The 17,902-nt window shown below is 33.4% G+C and carries 12 protein-coding genes and 1 rRNA gene; 6 read left to right on the top strand and 7 right to left on the bottom strand.

All coding sequences use genetic code 11. From position 1 onward, the window contains the following. From rrf to K9N40_06380, 4 genes are all read left to right on the top strand, one after another. Nucleotides 1-112, top strand: a 5S ribosomal RNA gene (gene rrf / locus K9N40_06395); the annotation flags it as partial. Nucleotides 113-253: 141 nt separating this feature from the next. Further along, complete coding sequence (gene ligA, locus K9N40_06390; protein MCF7814085.1) at nt 254-2,254, top strand: NAD-dependent DNA ligase LigA; 2,001 nt, start codon at nt 254-256, stop codon at nt 2,252-2,254. Continuing rightward, nucleotides 2,251-3,555, top strand: a complete 1,305-nt coding sequence (locus tag K9N40_06385; GenBank protein ID MCF7814084.1) for an LptF/LptG family permease — start codon at nt 2,251-2,253, stop codon at nt 3,553-3,555. Before ligA ends, K9N40_06385 begins: the two co-directional genes overlap by 4 nt. Continuing rightward, the gene (locus K9N40_06380; GenBank protein ID MCF7814083.1) at nt 3,552-4,640 is read left to right on the top strand and encodes an LptF/LptG family permease; all 1,089 of its coding nucleotides are present in this window, start codon (nt 3,552-3,554) and stop codon (nt 4,638-4,640) included. Before K9N40_06385 ends, K9N40_06380 begins: the two co-directional genes overlap by 4 nt. A 9-nt stretch (nt 4,641-4,649) precedes the next feature. On the opposite strand, the gene K9N40_06375 is transcribed toward K9N40_06380, so the two are convergent. From K9N40_06375 to K9N40_06365, 3 genes are read right to left on the bottom strand one after another with little or no spacing between them, the layout of a single operon-like run. Beyond that, complete coding sequence (locus K9N40_06375) at nt 4,650-5,264, bottom strand: hypothetical protein (protein MCF7814082.1); 615 nt, start codon at nt 5,262-5,264, stop codon at nt 4,650-4,652. Continuing rightward, entirely contained in the window at nt 5,261-5,815 is a 555-nt protein-coding gene (locus tag K9N40_06370) for a class I SAM-dependent methyltransferase (protein MCF7814081.1), read from the bottom strand. The genes K9N40_06375 and K9N40_06370 overlap by 4 nt, the downstream gene beginning before the upstream one ends. After that, nucleotides 5,812-7,005 (bottom strand): glycosyltransferase family 4 protein, encoded by a 1,194-nt coding sequence (locus K9N40_06365; protein ID MCF7814080.1) that lies wholly within the window; start codon nt 7,003-7,005, stop codon nt 5,812-5,814. The genes K9N40_06370 and K9N40_06365 overlap by 4 nt, the downstream gene beginning before the upstream one ends. A gap of 534 nt (nt 7,006-7,539) precedes the next feature. Here K9N40_06365 and K9N40_06360 point away from each other — a divergent pair. Next, nucleotides 7,540-9,039 carry an oligosaccharide flippase family protein gene (locus tag K9N40_06360; protein MCF7814079.1) on the top strand — a complete coding sequence of 500 codons (1,500 nt, stop codon included), beginning with the start codon at nt 7,540-7,542 and terminating at the stop codon, nt 9,037-9,039. 68 nt (nt 9,040-9,107) lie between these two features. Here the strand turns inward: K9N40_06360 and K9N40_06355 are convergent, their stop codons facing one another. The 4 genes from K9N40_06355 to K9N40_06340 form a co-directional block, all read right to left on the bottom strand. Continuing rightward, on the bottom strand, nt 9,108-10,880 hold the full coding sequence (locus K9N40_06355; GenBank protein MCF7814078.1) for an FG-GAP-like repeat-containing protein: 1,773 nt from the start codon (nt 10,878-10,880) through the stop codon (nt 9,108-9,110). Nucleotides 10,881-10,984: 104 nt separating this feature from the next. Continuing rightward, nucleotides 10,985-13,009, bottom strand: coding sequence for a lamin tail domain-containing protein (locus K9N40_06350; GenBank protein ID MCF7814077.1), 2,025 nt, complete (start codon nt 13,007-13,009; stop codon nt 10,985-10,987). An 84-nt stretch (nt 13,010-13,093) separates the two neighbouring features. After that, nucleotides 13,094-14,095: a hypothetical protein gene (locus K9N40_06345; protein MCF7814076.1), complete on the bottom strand. Its 1,002-nt coding sequence runs from the start codon at nt 14,093-14,095 to the stop codon at nt 13,094-13,096. Between the two features lie 170 nt (nt 14,096-14,265). Next, a complete protein-coding gene (locus K9N40_06340) occupies nt 14,266-16,143 on the bottom strand; it encodes an ABC-F family ATP-binding cassette domain-containing protein (GenBank protein MCF7814075.1) in 1,878 nt (625 codons plus the stop codon). A gap of 192 nt (nt 16,144-16,335) precedes the next feature. Between K9N40_06340 and K9N40_06335 the strand changes: the two genes are divergently transcribed. Continuing rightward, nucleotides 16,336-17,880 carry an AMP-binding protein gene (locus tag K9N40_06335; GenBank protein ID MCF7814074.1) on the top strand — a complete coding sequence of 515 codons (1,545 nt, stop codon included), beginning with the start codon at nt 16,336-16,338 and terminating at the stop codon, nt 17,878-17,880. Nucleotides 17,881-17,902 lie beyond the last annotated feature (22 nt).

Below are 17,902 nucleotides of genomic sequence, written 5' to 3'. Positions count from 1 at the left end.
TGGTATTAGCGGTAAGGAAACACCTGTTCCCATCCCGAACACAGCAGTTAAGCTTATCTGCGCCGATGGTACTGGTTTGGCAACGGACTGGAAGAGTAGGTCGCCGCCATCTTTAAATACTCGCTCTGTTTTTTTATTTCTAATTCTAAACTATATATTCAAATATTTATTCAATAAACTCGTTACGTTCCAATTAAAAAATCATTGCCTAAATATCCATTGTTGCATTCCTTGTCTGAAAACAGGAGGATAGATGGACGATTTATTCGTTGCAGATGAGATAAAGGAATTACGAGAAAAAATTGCTTATCATTCCGACCTTTATTATCAAAAAGCTGCACCAGAAATTTCAGATTATGAATTTGATCAATTAGTAAAAAGGCTTCAATATCTGGAAACTAAATATCCTCAATATAAAATTCAAGAATCACCTACTGAAAAAGTTGGATCAGATATCGATGATGAAAGTAAAATAATCCCTCATAAAGTTCGAATGTACAGTCTTGAAAATGCTTATACTTTAGAAGAGATCGAAGATTTCTATAATAAAATTACTAAAGAAACTAAGAAAATGCCGTATTTTACAACAGAATTGAAACTTGATGGATTCAGTATAAACTTGTATTACGAAAATGGTGATTTAGTATATGCGACTACACGTGGAAATGGTTTTGAAGGAGAAGATGTAACTCAAAATGTAAAAACCATTTCCGGAATTCCGCAAAAAATTGATTATCCCAAGCCAATAGAAATTAGGGGTGAGATTTTTTTACCAAGATCCGAGTTTGAAAGAATCAATGAAGAAAGAGAAAAAAATGGTGAAAGAATATTTGCGAATCCTCGAAATGCTGCTGCAGGAACTATAAAACTCAAAGATCCTGAAATCGTAAAAACAAGAAAACTTGATTATCGTGTCTACTCAGTCGGTCTATTCGAAAACAACGAGATAAAGTCACAATACACACTGCTAAAATATTTTGAAAAACTTGGATTTAAGACACTTGCAAGAGATATGAAAAATTTACTTAAATTTGGTGAATTAAATCGCATAATCGAGCAATGTAAATTCTGGGAGTTAGAAAAAAATAATCTCGAATTTGATATAGACGGACTCGTTATCAAAGTTGATGATTTTGAATTACAGAAGAAACTGGGCTATACTTCTAAATTTCCCAAATGGGCAATTGCTTATAAATTTAAGGCTGAAGAAGTAGAAACTCAATTGTTAGGTGTAGATTTTCAAGTAGGAAGAACTGGAGCAGTTACTCCTGTTGCCAGACTTGAACCAGTTTTTATTTCGGGTTCTACAGTTTCAAATGCTACGTTACACAACGAAGATGAGATAGATCGGCTGGATCTTAAGATCGGCGATTATGTAACTGTAATAAAATCTGGTGAAATCATACCCAAAATTATAAAAGTTGATAAGAAAAAGCGACCTGATAAGGCAGAAGAAATTAACTTTCCAACCAATTGTCCTGTTTGTTCTTCTCCACTCAGAAAGCAAGAAGAAGGAGCTGTAACATATTGCAGTAATGCGAATTGCCCAGCACAGGTGCAACGCAGAATAGAACATTTTGCTTCCAGAGATGCTGTAGATATCGAAGGCTTGGGAGAAGCGGTTATTAAACAATTATTAGAAAATAATATGATCGAGAAGATCGAAGATATATACAATATCGACTTCGAGAAATTTGCGAATTTGGAAAGGCAGGGAAAAAAATCAGCAGAGAATTTACAGAAGGCGATAGAAAAATCTAAAAATCAGAAATTTGAAAAAATCTTATTTGGATTGGGAATTCGCTATGTTGGAGCGAGAACTTCCAAAATCCTGACAGCTAATTTTGATAATATTAACGCTTTAATAAATGCATCATATCTTGATTTTTTGATGATCGATGAGATCGGTGAAAAAATAGCTCAGTCACTTGTAGACTTTTTTTCGGATGAAAAAAATTTGAGAATGATTGAAAATCTTAAAAAGATCGGTTTAAATATGAAAAGTGAAAAACAGGAAATAAAGGATAAGTTATCAGGTTCAACTTTCCTTGTGACAGGTTCATTAACTAATTTCAGTAGAAATGAGATCAAAAATCAGATTGAGCAAAATGGAGGAAGAGTCGTTTCTTCAGTAAGTAAAAAACTTGAGTACTTGATTGTTGGAGAAAATCCTGGTAGTAAATTGTCAAAAGCAAAGAAGATAGATACAATAAAGATAATCTCAGAGCAAGAATTCCTGGAAATGATTAAATGAGAATTCTTGAAAAATATATTTTAAAAGAGAATTTTAAACCCTTCATAGTTTCTTTGATGGTAACAACATTCGTAATGTTGTTGGATCGAATTATCGATCTTTTAAATTTGATTATTGATAAGAATCTGGATTTTGCTTCCATCGTTTCCATATTTGGATTATCACTTCCCTTTATGCTGGCACTCACAGTACCAATGGCTGTTCTTCTTGCTTCAATCATGTCCTTTGGTCGTCTTTCTGTGGATAACGAACTCGTTGCCTGCAAAGCTTGCGGAATAAATATTTATTCTTTGATGAAACCAACTGTAATCGCTGCTTTGTTACTTTCATTTTTTATGGTTTATTTCAATAATGCAATCTTGCCAGATACTAATCATATGCTTAAAAATTTGATGATAAAAGTGAATTACAGAAGACCTGTTACAGCGGTTGTTCCTGGTACTTTCAATGTGATGAAAAATTATACAATTTATGCTAAAGAAAGAGTGGAAGATGAATTGTTTGATATCGTGATCTATAATCGTGAGAAGAATAAGTTTCCAATAACTATTTTTGCAAAAAAGGGAACAGTAAATTTGCAGAATGGTGGTAATAGTCTGCAGGCAATTTTATACAATGGTCAAATGCACGAACGAGATGCACAAAATCCCGATAAATATACAATGAGCCGTTTTAAACGGTTTACGCTGAATCTCCCCGATCTGGGATATAAAATAAACGAACAGGGCAGCGATTATCGCGGTGACAGGGAGTTGAGTTCTGCTGCCATGCAGAAGATAATAGAAGAACGAAAGAATTCTATGACTTCTGTAGTAAAAGAAATTGAAGATATTCAAGTGGATATTGAAAAACTTCAACCTGATTCAACAACCTCCAAAATGGCGCAGCGAGATCTGAAAAAATATTATAATAAATTGAATATAAAAAGAGATAAATTGAATGGTCTGAAAAGTGATATCAGGAAGTATGCGGTTGAAATCCACAAAAAATATGCTATTGCATTTGCCTGCTTGATCTTTGTTTTGATCGGAGCTCCTGTGGGAATGATGACGAGAACGAGTGGAGTTGGAATGGCATTTTCTGTTAGCTCTGTAGTTTTTCTAATTTATTATGGTACTTTAACTTTGGGAGAGGAACTTGCCGATAAAGGAACAATTTCACCATTTTTGGCAATGTGGATTTCCAACATAATTTTTGCTATTGTGGGAATTTATCTGATCGTGATTTCAGTGAAGGAAATGAAGTTTATTAATATCTCTGGTTTTTTTAAGAAAATTGGTAAAATATTTAAGAGAAAATGAGAATTCTAGATAAATACATTCTACGTGAATACATAAAAATATTTTTGATCATTGTTTTCGCTTTTTCAGTACTTTTTCTGGTAATCGATGTTTCTGACAGATTACCAAGATTACTGCGTAAAGATGCTCAAATGAATGATCTAATCATCTATTTTTTACTTCGAATTCCTTATCTGATCATCTTAACTTCTCCAGTAATGGTTTTACTTTCCGGTTTATTCCTGATGGATTCTCTATCAAAATTTAATGAATCTATAGCAATTCGTGCTGCTGGCATCAGTATTTTTAGAATGGTAACTCCGCTCATCTGGTATGGTTTTATCTTCAGTATTGTCGTAATGATCTTGGGAGAGACTGTACTGCCAAAAGCAGAAGAATACAGGCAGTTCGTTTATACCGAGAAAATCAAGAATATGAAGGTGGAAGACAAAAAATTACGATCAAATATTCATTACTTAGGATCGGATAACAATTTATATTATATAGGTTTTTTCGATGGCTATCGTAATCTTTTGAGAACAATAGATATAACAACTTATGAACCTGGAACAGGAATGGTAAAGAAGAAGATTACTGCAGCCGACGCAAAATGGAAAGATGATAAATGGCATTTTAAAAATTGTAATATAAGATATTATTCACAAGGAGTTTTGGATAGTCTGCAATTCTTCAATTCAACTGTGATTAAGGAAGTTGATGTAACTCCTGTGGACTTTATAAAAAGTGCTAAGAAACCAATGTCGATGAATTTCTTTGAGCTACGAAATTATATCGGTAGGTTAAAGAAAGTTGGTGAGAAATTCACAAAAGAAATGACGGAATTGAATTTAAAGGTATCATTTCCTTTTGCAAACCTGATAATATTGCTTTTCAGTGTACCACTGGTTTCCACTTCTTCTCGTAGTCGCAGTAGAGGGTTGGTTTTTGGAATGGGATTATTGGTTTGTTTCTTATATTTATCTGCCCTCAGGATTTGTCAGAGCCTGGGTTATAATGGTGTTTTATCACCTTTGATGGCAGCCTGGTTTCCGAATTTGATTTTCGCAATCATTGGTATTTATTTTGTGATAAAAGCCGAGGTGTGATAAATGAAATTAGGAATTAAACAAACTTTTCAACCATAATTTTACATTCCAAAAAAAATTCTGAAAATAATTGAATTTTTTAGATTGGTTATGTTTAATCTCTAAAATTTTAATTGCTGAATCAAGATCTCCTTCAGCCCCGATCAATTTCCAAAATCTAATAAAATCTTTTTCGATAGATTCTAAATGGAGTTCCATTTTTTTTGTCTTATCTTTCAAAAACAGAGCAATATTTGAATTCACACAATCATAATAATCAGCCGAGATTTGCTTTTTCTGATCTGATGTTATTGTAAATGTTGGAGTCATATAGATACCTTCGCAAAAGGGTTTCATAATATTTCCCCTTCCTATCCACCTTTTCATCGAACTTTTCACAACTTTTTTCCTATCTCGAATGAGATGTACGTATACAGCTTCATCTCCAAATTTCTCATCCAATCTCCCTAAAAACCAGCTCAATCGATTATCTGCTTCAATATGATCATCGGGATAATCTAATCTTTTTTCTCCGAAAAATTTTGTTAATGACTCATGACTTGCTGTATAATTATTGATATACTGACAAGCTTCAATTAAAGTTTTTGATCCTGCTCTACCTGTTGTTAAAATAAAAATTCTCATTTTGTACTTCCATTTCTCATTTTTTCACAATAAACAATCATATGTCGGAAAGTCAATCTTCTTAAAAGTGGTCTGATACCGATTTTATTGCTTACACTAACCCATTTTTCCTGTTGCAAGATTTTCCAGTCTGCCTTTCGCAAAAGCATTTCTAATTGACGCGGTTCAAATTCATGATAGTGTCTATCATAAGGATTTGTATCACTCCAATATGATTTGGCAAACCACAATTTTAGTGGTACAGACAGAATCATTTTTTCTGACTTAATAGCTTTTAGAATACTGAACGGATTTACTAAATGTTCGAAAATTTCAAAAGCTGTAAATAGATCATAATCGTAGTTTTGCAGAATTTCACAATTCAGATCAAGATCAATACCGGCAGGTGTGTTTAGTACATCATATCCTTCTTGTTGCATTAAATGTGACAATGGATTAATACTGCCAAGATCCAATATCCGCTTTGGAGGAGGTTCATGTTTTAGCAGGAAATTCAGGCTCTTTTCAAATCTCTTGTGATGTGTTCTACTGTATTTTTCATTAAAATTCATAGTATTTGTTCATACAATTCTATTAAAGGTTTTGCCGTTTTTCCCCAATTAAAGGAATTTCTTACGATATCTTTTCCATTCTGACTCATGTCTTGATAAAGATTTTTATTTTCATATACAGCTATCACTTTATCAGCAAAATTCTTTTCATCTCTATCTTTAAAAACTAATCCGCAATTATGTTTTTGAACAAATGTTTTTTGAGCAATACAATCACTTACTACAATAGGCTTTCCAAAAACAAGATACTGAAATATTTTGTTAGCATAAGTCGTATCATGATGGATATTACGATGGAGAGGGCAAATACCAATAAAAGATGATAAAATATATGATGGTAGAAGTTTTGAATCTTGCCATCCTGCAAGTTCAATATAATCACCATATCGATGAATTCTAATAAAATTTCTTAAAATATTATCTTCTTTACTTTTTCCAACAACAACAATTTTAATATTAGGAATTTTGGGAATCAAATACTTAAGGGCTTTGAAAACTGTAAGAAGACCTCTGCGTAAACCTGTATCACCAATGTACAAAATAGAATAGAAAGATTTGTATTTCTTCATTATAGTTTTATCTATTGAATATTTTTTATAGAAACTTGTCCTGATAGTATTTGGAACAACAATAATTTTATTGGAATAAATACTGTTTATCGAAGATAAATAATATTCTTTAGCTTCGTTGGTTACTACTATTACTCGGTCAGCTGCTTTGATGTACTTTTTCTCATATTTTTTCCATTTGGATGGGTGAATTAAAAGTTTACCCCAAAAAGAATTAACATGTTTATAAAACTTCATGATTTCGGGTCGATTTTCATGGAGATCGAGAATAATTGGTAAATTCAATTTTTTATTTACCCAGAAAACAGCTCTGGAAATCCGAATATCGTGAATATGAATAGTTTGAATGTGATTTGAACGCAGAAATTTATCAATACTATTTTTTAAATAATAATGATAAAAAGGAATCGTATAAGCTAAAGCAGAAAAGCGATACAGATATCTTGGCAACCTTTTCCTTATTACTCTAAATCCAGCTATCATTTCATCTTGTAACTGAGAATGTGAGTAATCAAGACAAAATAAAAACACTTCATGACCTGCATTTACCAGCGAAACTGCTTCATTTTCTACGCGTGGGTCAGGTGGAAAAGCTTCATCCAAAATCATTCCAATTTTCATTCTTATTTATATTTCCTATTAATTTATATCAAATCGTTTATATATGATTTGTATTTGTTTTTTTGAACAAGTGTTTCTGTATTTTTTTTTGAACATATCTATATTTTTCTAATAACTAATTGAATAAAAATTTAATTTTATACGTGTCAACAGAAATTCATTGTTCTTGATAATTATAATATTTCTAATTTAGTTTTAATCAATAGAATTCCTCGACGCTTGCGTCGGGGTTTTCCGAAATTTCTCCCCTGTTTGAGGGGAGATACCGAAGGCAGAGGGGTAAATAATGAAAATTCGATTTTCAGCTTGCTGAAATAAATTTAGCGAAATACACCTTGGCTCTGCCACGGTGATAGTCAAATTTAAGAATTTTCTTTATTGATAATAAAAAATTATTTATTGCGTAATTTATTGAGTTTTTAGAAATAACATAAATTTGTATAGATAGGATTATTAAGTCAAAAGGTTCATTATGGTAAGGAATGAAAGTTTAGAAAAAGCATCACAAATTATTTTAAATTGGAGCTGTGAACTATGCACGAACTAAAGAAATCTTTTTGGGATTTTGTATTTGTTTTGAGCTCATCATTTATTTCCATACCTTTAATGATCTTCTCTGAATCGATTCAGGCAAGATATTTAGGTCCAGAAAAATATGGGCAGGTTGCTCTTATAATCAGTGCCATAGCTCTGCTTTATATTTTTGGTCTTAACTGGCTACGTTTGGCGATATTACGATTTGGTAAAGAAGAATTTATAAAAGAAGGTCATCTGCGACGTACAACCACGAATTTCGTGTTGTTAAGTTTCTTCTCTTTTTGGATTGTTATCACTCTTTTTCACATTTTCCAAGAATCAATATTTGGATTTCTGGAGATAAATGAGCAGTACTATTTTTGGATTATTGCGCTTGGATTGATTTTAACTGCAGGTAAAACCTATATTTTTGAAATTCTAAAAGTAATACGTAAGATCAAAGAACAATCTTTTCTCATGCGTTTTGCCACGAAGATTTTCATTGCTTTGGGAATTTTACTTATTATACTTAAAATTTTGGAAATCAAAATCATCAACATAATATTTATTTTTTTGATTTCAGATTTATTAATTGTTATCATTGGATTGCTATTAATAAATAAAAAATATCTGATTCCTTTCGACCTGAATAAAAAACTATTGTATAAAATGTTTATTTTCAGTTTTCCTCTACTTTTTGCCAGTTGGTCAAATTATATCATTACCTGGATTGATACCTATGTTATAAAATATTTTCTTACATTAGAAGATGTTGGTATTTATCAGGCTTCTTACAAAATATTCAATACTATAAGATCTTTTCTTTTTTCTTCTATTGTAACGATATCAACACCAATCATATTGGTTTTTCGCACGAAAGATCAAACATACAAAATAAGTGAATTTTATCTTAAGAGACTACTGCCCCAGGTTAGTTTTTTTGTTTTTATTCTAGTAACCTTTTCTATTTTATTCAGTGATCTGGGATTTCATCTTGTTTATGGGCATAAATTTGATGCATCAATTTTGCCGTTTAAAATAATTATTACAACACTCCACTTAGGTTTGATCTCAGCATTTTTTACTGCGATAAGAGTTAGTTTTGATATGACAAAAATGTATCTCTATTTAGGAATATTTGCTGCTGTTCTCAATTTTGCTTTAGATATTTATCTTGTTCCAATATTTGGGATTTTAGGTGCAGCTGCTGCCACATTTCTTGTTTTCACGATTAACCCCGTCATTTGGTACTTCATCATCAATCGCAAATTTGCTGTGAAAAGAAAATTAGCACTGTTGTTTCCACTATTTTCTTTTGCAGTTCTTTTTATCAATATTTATTTTTCAAGTTTCATTTTACGCATAATTGGATCTATGATATTAATCACGATTTCTTTTTTGATATCCAGGAAGTTTAATCTTTTTCACGAATCAGATATTAATCTTTTAGATCAGATCCAAATTCCAAAGTTTTTTAAAGATTTCTATCGTAAATTGATTAAAATTAGTAATAAATAAAATAAGAGCAGACCTTTACTAGTTTTATTATATTCATAAGTACCTGCTCTTAACATGTTATGCAAAAATTATTTCAGTAAAATCATCTTCTTTGTACTCGTATAATCAGTATCTTTAACATGCAATTCATAGAAATAAATTCCACTGGTCACTTTTTTCCCTTCCCTATCAGTTCCATTCCAAGCTGCTTGCTTTTGACCTGCTTCTAAATTTTCATCGACCAAGGTTGTAATCTTCTGTCCCAGCATATTATATATAGTAAGCTGAACTTCTGAGTTTTGTGTAAGTTCGAAGAAAATCATAGTGGTTGGATTAAATGGATTGGGATAATTGTAAATATTTGAAATTATTACGGAGTTTCTTTTTTGAATATAAGTAAAATCAGAAGAATTTTCTACTATTCTATGGAGTCTATTAATTCTGGGATTATTAATTGTTTCATGTATTCCAGAAGGCCACTTTACGACTAATGAGTCGACATGGTTTACATTTCCTAAACCGAAATGTACTACCAGGTCGTTTTGCGCTGCTCTTCCGGAATTAGAAGATATATATCTGGATAGAATCTGCTGCTTTCCTCTTATTGTTACATAAACATAAAGCTTAGTTCCGATGGCAGATCTATTAGAAACAGTTCCTTCACACTTTATTTTAAGCCAGTTATGTGAAGGCTCCGAGATGTTTTCGTAGAAGAAATTAATCTGATCGCAATAACCGGAGCCATTAACCACAAAAAGATCAAGATCACCATCCATATCATAATCTGCTGCTGAAACTCCCAAAGATGTACCACCATCTTGAACAATAGAACCTTGAGTAATTCTGTCGAAAGCTCCATCACCATTATTCATATATAAGAAGTTATTTTTATTCTGACTTAAATAACCATTGGCAACATAAAGATCGATGAAACCGTTATTATCAAAATCTCCCCAGCAGCTCGATCTGGAATAACCACCATTGTTTACTACATTCAAATCGTATATCTCAGTAAAAGCACCATTACCATCATTCCTGTATAAATTGTTGTTTTCATCTCCTGTAGTACCTACAAATAGATCGAAATCACCATCATTGTCATAATCTGCCCAGCTGGCGGTACTTGATTTTTCTAATTCATTAACAATAGCATTATTGTAAATTCTGCTAAAATTTCCTGTTCCATCGTTTTCATAAAGAATATTATGATTAAAATAATCTGTAGCAATAAACATATCGATATCACCATCATCATCATAATCAATCCAGGTAGGGCAGACCATCTGATCTATGTCATTTGTAAGCCCGTTGTATGCATAACTAAAATTTCCATTACTATCATTGTGTAACAAAATATTTGAACTATCCTGTTGCCAATCTGTAATAATCAGATCTATAAGTCCATCATTATCATAATCTCCCCAGGCACAACCATAAAAACAGCCAGCTGTGTTTGCGAATAGATTTGATTGATCAATTTCAAAGGTTATACCATCCAAATTATGGTAAAGATCAACTCCATGCCATTCATCATTGACAACAAATAAATCAGTATATCCATCGTTATCATAATCGGCCCAGGAAGCTGCAAAAGAACTTAAATCTAGAATATTCAGAGCTGTATGAAAATATGGCATGATTTGATGAATTCCATGAGTATAATAGAGCATATTTGTTTGGCTAGCTCCATTTGTAATAAAAATATCAGGTAGGTTATTATTATCAATGTCAACCCATGTACATCCGTAACTGGAAGATAAATATGATGTTAAATGTGTTTCTTGTTTGTGAATTCTTTGAAAATTCTGAGAATTTAAGAAATTATAAATCAATAATAATAGTATAACAATTATTCTTCTCATAATAATCTCCCGGTTCTTTTTGATTTATCACTACCTTCTAAAAGAATAAAAAACAGGAATTAGTTGTCAACCAATTCCTGTTTTTATAAGAAATTACGATTAAATTATTTCAGCAAAAGCATCTTCTTTGTACTCGTATAATCAGTATCTTTTACATGCAATTCATAGAAATAAATCCCACTGGTCACTTTTTTTCCTTCCCTATCAGTTCCATTCCAAACTGCTTGCTTTTGACCTGCTTCAAAATTTTCATCGACCAAGGTTGTAATCTTCTGTCCCAGCATATTATATATAGTAAGCTGAACTTCTGAGTTTTGTGCAAGTTCGAAGAAAATCGTAGTGGTTGGGTTGAATGGATTTGGATAATTACCGATTAATTTGTTAGCAGAAAGTATAATATTTTGCGTTCCGACATTAAGATTAGTATCAAAATTCAGAGTAATTTCAAAGTTACCTACATTAGTTTCAATGTTCAGAAAATCAGTTACAATTTCACGAGATCCATCTACTGGTAATCCGACAATAACATTGAATGTAAGTTCTTCTGCAGCTTCAATAGAGTAGGGAAGTGGAAGACTGAAGTTTTCAATTTCCCAGGGATTCATGCTGGAAAATTCACCATTATCTTCAATAGAATTTATTGTGAATGCTGTATTGGAAAGATTGGAAATTGTGAATTCCAAACCATTTATACAATCATCTGTGCTGATAAAATTGAGTTCCAAAGGATCTACAACCAGACCTTGCAAACTGATATCATTATCATCTCTGGGTTCCAATTTGAATGATCCATAAGCGTAATCCAGAACACCTTTTATGCTGTAAATCAGATCATCCAGAACCGCTACATAAGTATAAGTTCCTTGTGCTCCGACAACACAAGCACCGGAAGAATCATCGATTTCCCATTCATCATAATTATTCGGTTCCGCTGTTACTGTAGCGTTCAAAGCTTTCACCAAAACACCTTCAAATTCTTCTGCAACTGCCAGATCGCCAGTTTGCACTGCAACTGCTTCCGGCAGGTTTGCCGTTCCAATCACCGAAAAATCATAGATGTCAGTTAATTCTGTTTTATCATTATACTCTGCTACATAAGCAGCGATATCGACTTCGTCACCAACTTCCACCGCCTGCAATGGATAGATTGCAATTCCGTTCCAGGCACCGGGCCCATCTTGAATGAAAAAGTAGTTAGGATAAACTGCTGTTACAACTCCGGTTGTTCTGATCAGTTCACCAACTAAAGGAGAAGGACCTGTAGTGGAATATTGAATATCATAAATTGAATATTCTGGAATTACAAGTGGTTCAATTATAGAAAACGGATTATCCGAAGAATCGATGGGATCGCCGTCGGCAGCATCAGAGATCGTGATAACATAATAATCACTCACTAGCTGATCAACAGGGATATTCCATTCCCATTCACCGTCATTTTCGGTGGAAGCAACCAGAACTTCTCTATCACGCTGATAAACCATTTCCAGTTCAATTTTAACATTGTCTGTAAAATTCAAGGAAGTCCATTGAATGGTGTGAGTGGAGGCTTGTTCCCATTCTTCTCCACCGTTTGGCACATTTACGATTATCATGGGATCATTCGTCTGGAAAATGTGAGTACCCAGATAAGTGAAAGTGTTTTGCGGATATTCTGTCCATTCGTCAGGATTCCAGGTTGTAACTGGAGACGCAACATCAGGATTTCTAACCAAAGTAACATTGGCGGCAAAATCATTTCCACTGAGATCTCCAAACATATCGATCGGAGTTCCATTTTTTAAAAGTCGAACAGCATCATTTCCATTGAAGTTGATCACTCCATCATCAGTATCATCGGCAACGTTCAGAATTGTCGGATCTGCCTGAGAATTTGCCAAAACGAAAACTTCTCCATCCGCTAAAGTTCCGGAATAATCATAAGAACTACTCCAGGAACCCGCACCATTTGCATCTTTTTCCAAAGAATATTCGGAAAGGTCTACATCAGATCCGGTTCCATTGAAGATCTCGATAGCCTTGTTGTAACTGCTGCCCTCGATATATTCGGAAATAAACAATTCGGATGCCTGTGCAAATAACAATTGAGAAGCGAAAACGACTAATAAAACTAAAATTAATTTATTCATAATATTTCCTCCAAATTATTATACATGAATTCTTATTAAGATTTGATAAAGAATTTCACATTAAAATTCTTAATCACTATTTTTTTACCACTCTTTTATTTCAAGTTGTGTAAGGATCGGTTCCAGTTTTATCATTGCTGTTCGCTGGTATTCACGTACGGCCTCCTGAAATTTGAACCAGTTGGATGATTCAAAATTCTTTTTAAATTTAAGTTTATCTTTAACTGGGTCGTATCTAAATTTACTATCATTGAACAATTTAACATCTATATCTACTGCATCGTTTAACCATTTAAATCGATCGTATTCTTCATCTACATTTTCTTCTGCCAGAATTTCACGAATTTTTTCTATACGCTCTTTCTTCTGTTTTTCATATTTTGAAAGCTCTTTTTCTTCAATAGTTTCACCAATGATTTCATTAAGCGTTTTCTTGGTTGTAGACCATTTGCTGGGATTTGATGTTATCATCAAAAAATTTGAATACAGCTTCTTAGCTGCCAGCAATAATCGTTCTTTATTATCAATCTCAGCATGACTTTTTATAAGACGGCAATCATTCCAGACTAGATTTGGAATGTCAGGAAGATGACCGGCATCAGCATGGCCTATATCGGGTGTAAGTTTTTCCCAAACTCCTTTCATGGAGTTCACTTCATCAAAAGTTCCTACAAAATTTTGATGAGAAACAGAATCGGCAAGCATATGTGTAGCAATGCCAAGAGCGTATAAACTTTCTGTTTTTGTTGTTTCAAAAAAGATTTCCTGGGCATGATTGCTGGCTGGTGTTGTCATCAATACATGCATTTTTCCATCTCTACGGCTGGCTTTGTAGCTGGTAGGATCACCTGGAAGAAAATGATACAATAAATAGATGCGCATCAAATTCTTCTTCGGTTTCAGGATATTCATAGTTTGTGTAATATAATTTTTGTAGATTTCGCCATCCGGTTTTTCAATTTCATAGCGGATTTTGTTATCATCTACAAATTGAGATGAATAAGCAATAGTTTCTGCTTCATCGTTTTCAAATCCAGCCATTATTGCCAGATATTTCGTCATGTAATAATGAAATTCAATATTCATTTTAACTCCAATACAAAATAATCAAGATCCATAAATAACTAAAATAGAATCTACGAGCAAAATCGTCGATTCTGATCTCTATGTAGATTCTTAATAATTTCTGCTTTATGTCAATGAAATTAATCATTTTAGTAGTATTTATTTATTAAAGAGTGATAATAGAGTGGAAATCACTCACTTTTCTCTGCCAATGTTAGCCAACGTTCACTTTTTGAAGTATGGTCAATTTCAATTTTCTGAAGTTCCTCAGAAATATCAGAAAACTCCTGTGGGTTCAATTTATCAGCTTCGTTTTCAATTTTATTTTCCAGTAAAACCTTTCGTTCTTCCAGCTCCTGAATCTCTTTTTCAAGTTTCTGTAGTTCTCGCTTCTCATTGTAGGAAAGTCCCTTTGGAACATCTTTTATGCGATTCTTGGATTTTGCAGTTTCATCACTTTTCTGTTGATCTCTATATCGTTTTACCAATAAATAATCCGAATAATTTCCAGGAAATTTAATTATCTTATCATCCTCGAAAATGAAAAGATAATCTACAACTCTATCCAGAAAATAACGATCGTGAGATACTAACAGAATGCAGCCTTTGAAAGAATCTAAATAATCTTCCAGAATTTCTAAAGTTTTTATATCCAGGTCATTTGTTGGTTCATCCAGAATTATAAAATTACTTCCGAACATCAAAGATCGCAGCAGGAACAATCGCTTCTTTTCACCACCGGAAAGGGTCTTGATTTTCTGCTGCTGCATTTTACCATCGAACAAGAATCTCTGAAGCATTTCCGAAGCAGAGTGCAGAATTCCATCTTTTGTTCGAATGTGCTCAGCTTTTTCTTTTACATAATCCAATACAGAAATATTGTCGTTAAAATCTTCTATATTCTGCTTAAAATAACTGAAATGTGTATTATGACCAGATTTGATTTTTCCTTCGTCTGCAGGTATTTCATCTGTTATCATTTTCAGAAGTGTAGTTTTTCCACAACCATTTGGACCGATAATACCGATGCGATCTAATTTCTGGAAATTATAGTTGAAGTTTTTAATCAGATCTTTATCATCATAAGATTTGCTGATATTTTTTATTTCCAGGATCGTTTTTCCCAAGCGTTTGGACTGGAAAGAAATATCGAGGTCAGTATCATTTGTAAGATAAGATTTATCGATGAGTTCCTTTACTCGATCAAGATGATTTTTGGGTTTGGATGTTCGAGCTTTTGCTCCTCTTTGCAGCCATTTCAGCTCTTTTTTCAACTGAGCAGATCTTCTGATCTCTTTTCTCTGCATATCTTGTAATTCGATCTCTTTTCGTTGCAGGTAAAAACCATAACTTCCCTGGTAAAATCTGATCTTACCATTCTCGACATCCATAATACAGTTCGAGACAGCATCCAGAAAATATCTGTCATGAGTAACGAAAATTATAGTTCCTTTATAATCACTCAGATATTCTTGAAACCATTCTATAGTATCGATATCAAGATGATTTGTCGGCTCATCCAGGATTAATATATCAGGTTGATCCATCAGAACTCGAGCCAGATCGATCCGCCTTTTCTGTCCCCCCGATAAAATGCCGATCTTCTGGTTGAAATCCTCAAATCCTAATTTGGATAAATAGGCTTGTGCCTTAATTTCAATATCCCAGACGTTTTTAGCATCCATTTCTGTTTGTAACTTTTGTTGTTCCTTTTGAGTTTCAGGATTGGGATTTTTATCCAATTTATAAAGTATGCGATGATACTTCCTCAATAGTTTAAATTGAGGATTATCGCTGTAATAAATATGTTCATATATTGTGATCTCAGAATCTATATCGGGCGTTTGGGGAAGAAATCCAATTGTTGTTTCGTTTCGCAAAATTATCTTTCCTGAATCGATTGGTTCTAATCCTATCAACATTTTTAGAAGTGTCGATTTTCCACAGCCATTCACACCGATCAAACCAATTTTTTGTCCTTCGGAAATTCCAAAGGAAACATTGTCGCAGATTATTTTTCCCGGAAATTCTTTTTTCAAGCTATCAACTGAAATCAGATTTTTTATCAATCTACCTCACTTCGATAAAAACTGCATCATATTCACTTTTATCAAACATTTCAGATAGAGATTTAAAAGTGTGTAAAATATGTCAAATCAGATTTTGGATAATATTTTCTTTAATCGGCAATAGAAAAGCTTTGACAGTGTAATGCTGATTTTCTAATACAATACCGAGAAAATATAGAAAAGGAGAGATAGATGCAATTACAAGAATATTTTGTGCGATCTGCCAAGAAAAATTCAGACAAGATTGCAATTTACGATCAGGCAACTGGAAAGGATATTACTTATGATAAAATGTTGATTGCTTCGTTAATATTAGCTAAAAAATTCCATAAATACAAAGGAAAGTATATTGGCATTATGGTGCCAACCTCGGCTGGATGCATGCTTTCCGTGTTGGGAGCGTTGATTTCCGGGAAAATACCGGTAATGATAAATTATTCAACCGGAGCTTATGATAATTGTATTTATGCTCAGGAAAAATGCAGTTTCAAAACTATAATTACCAGCAAAAAACTATGTAATAAAATTAACTGTGAGCACGTAGATGGAATGATCTATCTGGAACAACTGATGCCGAAAATAACAATTACAGAAAAACTTGCTGCATTATTCAGATCTAAATTGCCGACAAGATCTTTGCAGAAAAGCGTGAGGAATGGCGATGAAAACGAAACCAGCGTAATCCTCTTTACCAGCGGCAGTGAAAAAGAACCAAAAGCGGTTCAGCTTTCTCACAAAAATATCGGACATAACCTGAAGAATACTCCCGGTTGGATTGACGTTTCCAGTGAAGATGTGTTTGCAGGAACTTTACCGCTTTTCCATGTATTTGGCTTGACCACGAATTTCTGGCTTCCTTTATATTTGGGATGTTCAATCGTAGCTCATGCCAATCCTCTTGATTATAAAGCGATCGTGGAAAGCATAAAAAAATATGGAATTACAATATTGATCGGAACTCCTACCTTCTTTTATGGTTATCTCAAGAAAGCTGAAAAAGGTGATTTTGATACTGTTCGAGTTGCTATTGCAGGAGCAGATAAACTTGGGCAGAAACTTCGAGAAAATTTTGAAAAGATACATGGAGTTAGTATTCTGGAAGGTTATGGTGCTACAGAAACCAGTCCGGTTGTCTCAGTAAATCAGGTGGAAAATAATAAACCAGGCAGTATCGGCAGACCGATCCCGGGAGTTAAGGTCAAGATAGTAGATCATGAAACAGATGAAGAACTACCGGCAGGAAAAGAAGGCAAGATTTTGGTGAAAGGTGATCTGGTAATGAAAGGCTATCTGCACGATATCGAAGAAACTTCACTTCATATTCATAACGGCTGGTACGATACCGGAGATATGGGAATGATCGATGAAGATGGATTCTTATGGCATCGCGGAAGACTGAAAAGATTCGTGAAAGTAGGTGGAGAAATGGTTTCTCTGGTGCGAGTAGAGGAAATTCTGAGTAAATTTCTTCCTGATGGTGTGCAATGTTGTGTGGTTGATGTTCCCAATCCCAAAAAAGGAGCAGATGTAGTAGCAGCAGTAGCTACAGGAGAATTTGATAAGAAGAAGTTATTGAAGCAGATGGCCAAAGAATTACCGGCAATTGCAGTACCAAAAGAATTTCATGTGATCGAAGATATTCCACTTATGGGAAGTGGCAAAGTAGCTTTCCGTCAGGTGGAAAAAATATGTCGAGAATTACAGAATAATAATAATAAAAAGAAACATAAACATTAAGGAAATGATTAATTTAAACCTT

The sequence above is a fragment of the Candidatus Cloacimonadota bacterium genome, assembly GCA_021734245.1.
Lineage (GTDB): Bacteria > Cloacimonadota > Cloacimonadia > Cloacimonadales > TCS61 > B137-G9.
This window is presented reverse-complemented; position numbering and strand designations above follow the sequence as displayed.

What these genes read in the sequence shown, in the direction of transcription:
- K9N40_06365 (MCF7814080.1), bottom strand. Translation starts at nt 7,005, where the DNA reads ATGAAAATTGGAATGATTTTGGATGAAGCTTTTCCACCTGACCCACGC.
- K9N40_06335 (MCF7814074.1), top strand. Translation starts at nt 16,336, where the DNA reads ATGCAATTACAAGAATATTTTGTGCGATCTGCCAAGAAAAATTCAGAC.
- ligA (MCF7814085.1), top strand. Translation starts at nt 254, where the DNA reads ATGGACGATTTATTCGTTGCAGATGAGATAAAGGAATTACGAGAAAAA.
- K9N40_06350 (MCF7814077.1), bottom strand. Translation starts at nt 13,009, where the DNA reads ATGAATAAATTAATTTTAGTTTTATTAGTCGTTTTCGCTTCTCAATTG.
- K9N40_06385 (MCF7814084.1), top strand. Translation starts at nt 2,251, where the DNA reads ATGAGAATTCTTGAAAAATATATTTTAAAAGAGAATTTTAAACCCTTC.
- K9N40_06380 (MCF7814083.1), top strand. Translation starts at nt 3,552, where the DNA reads ATGAGAATTCTAGATAAATACATTCTACGTGAATACATAAAAATATTT.
- K9N40_06345 (MCF7814076.1), bottom strand. Translation starts at nt 14,095, where the DNA reads ATGAATATTGAATTTCATTATTACATGACGAAATATCTGGCAATAATG.
- K9N40_06355 (MCF7814078.1), bottom strand. Translation starts at nt 10,880, where the DNA reads ATGAGAAGAATAATTGTTATACTATTATTATTGATTTATAATTTCTTA.
- K9N40_06370 (MCF7814081.1), bottom strand. Translation starts at nt 5,815, where the DNA reads ATGAATTTTAATGAAAAATACAGTAGAACACATCACAAGAGATTTGAA.
- K9N40_06360 (MCF7814079.1), top strand. Translation starts at nt 7,540, where the DNA reads ATGCACGAACTAAAGAAATCTTTTTGGGATTTTGTATTTGTTTTGAGC.
- K9N40_06375 (MCF7814082.1), bottom strand. Translation starts at nt 5,264, where the DNA reads ATGAGAATTTTTATTTTAACAACAGGTAGAGCAGGATCAAAAACTTTA.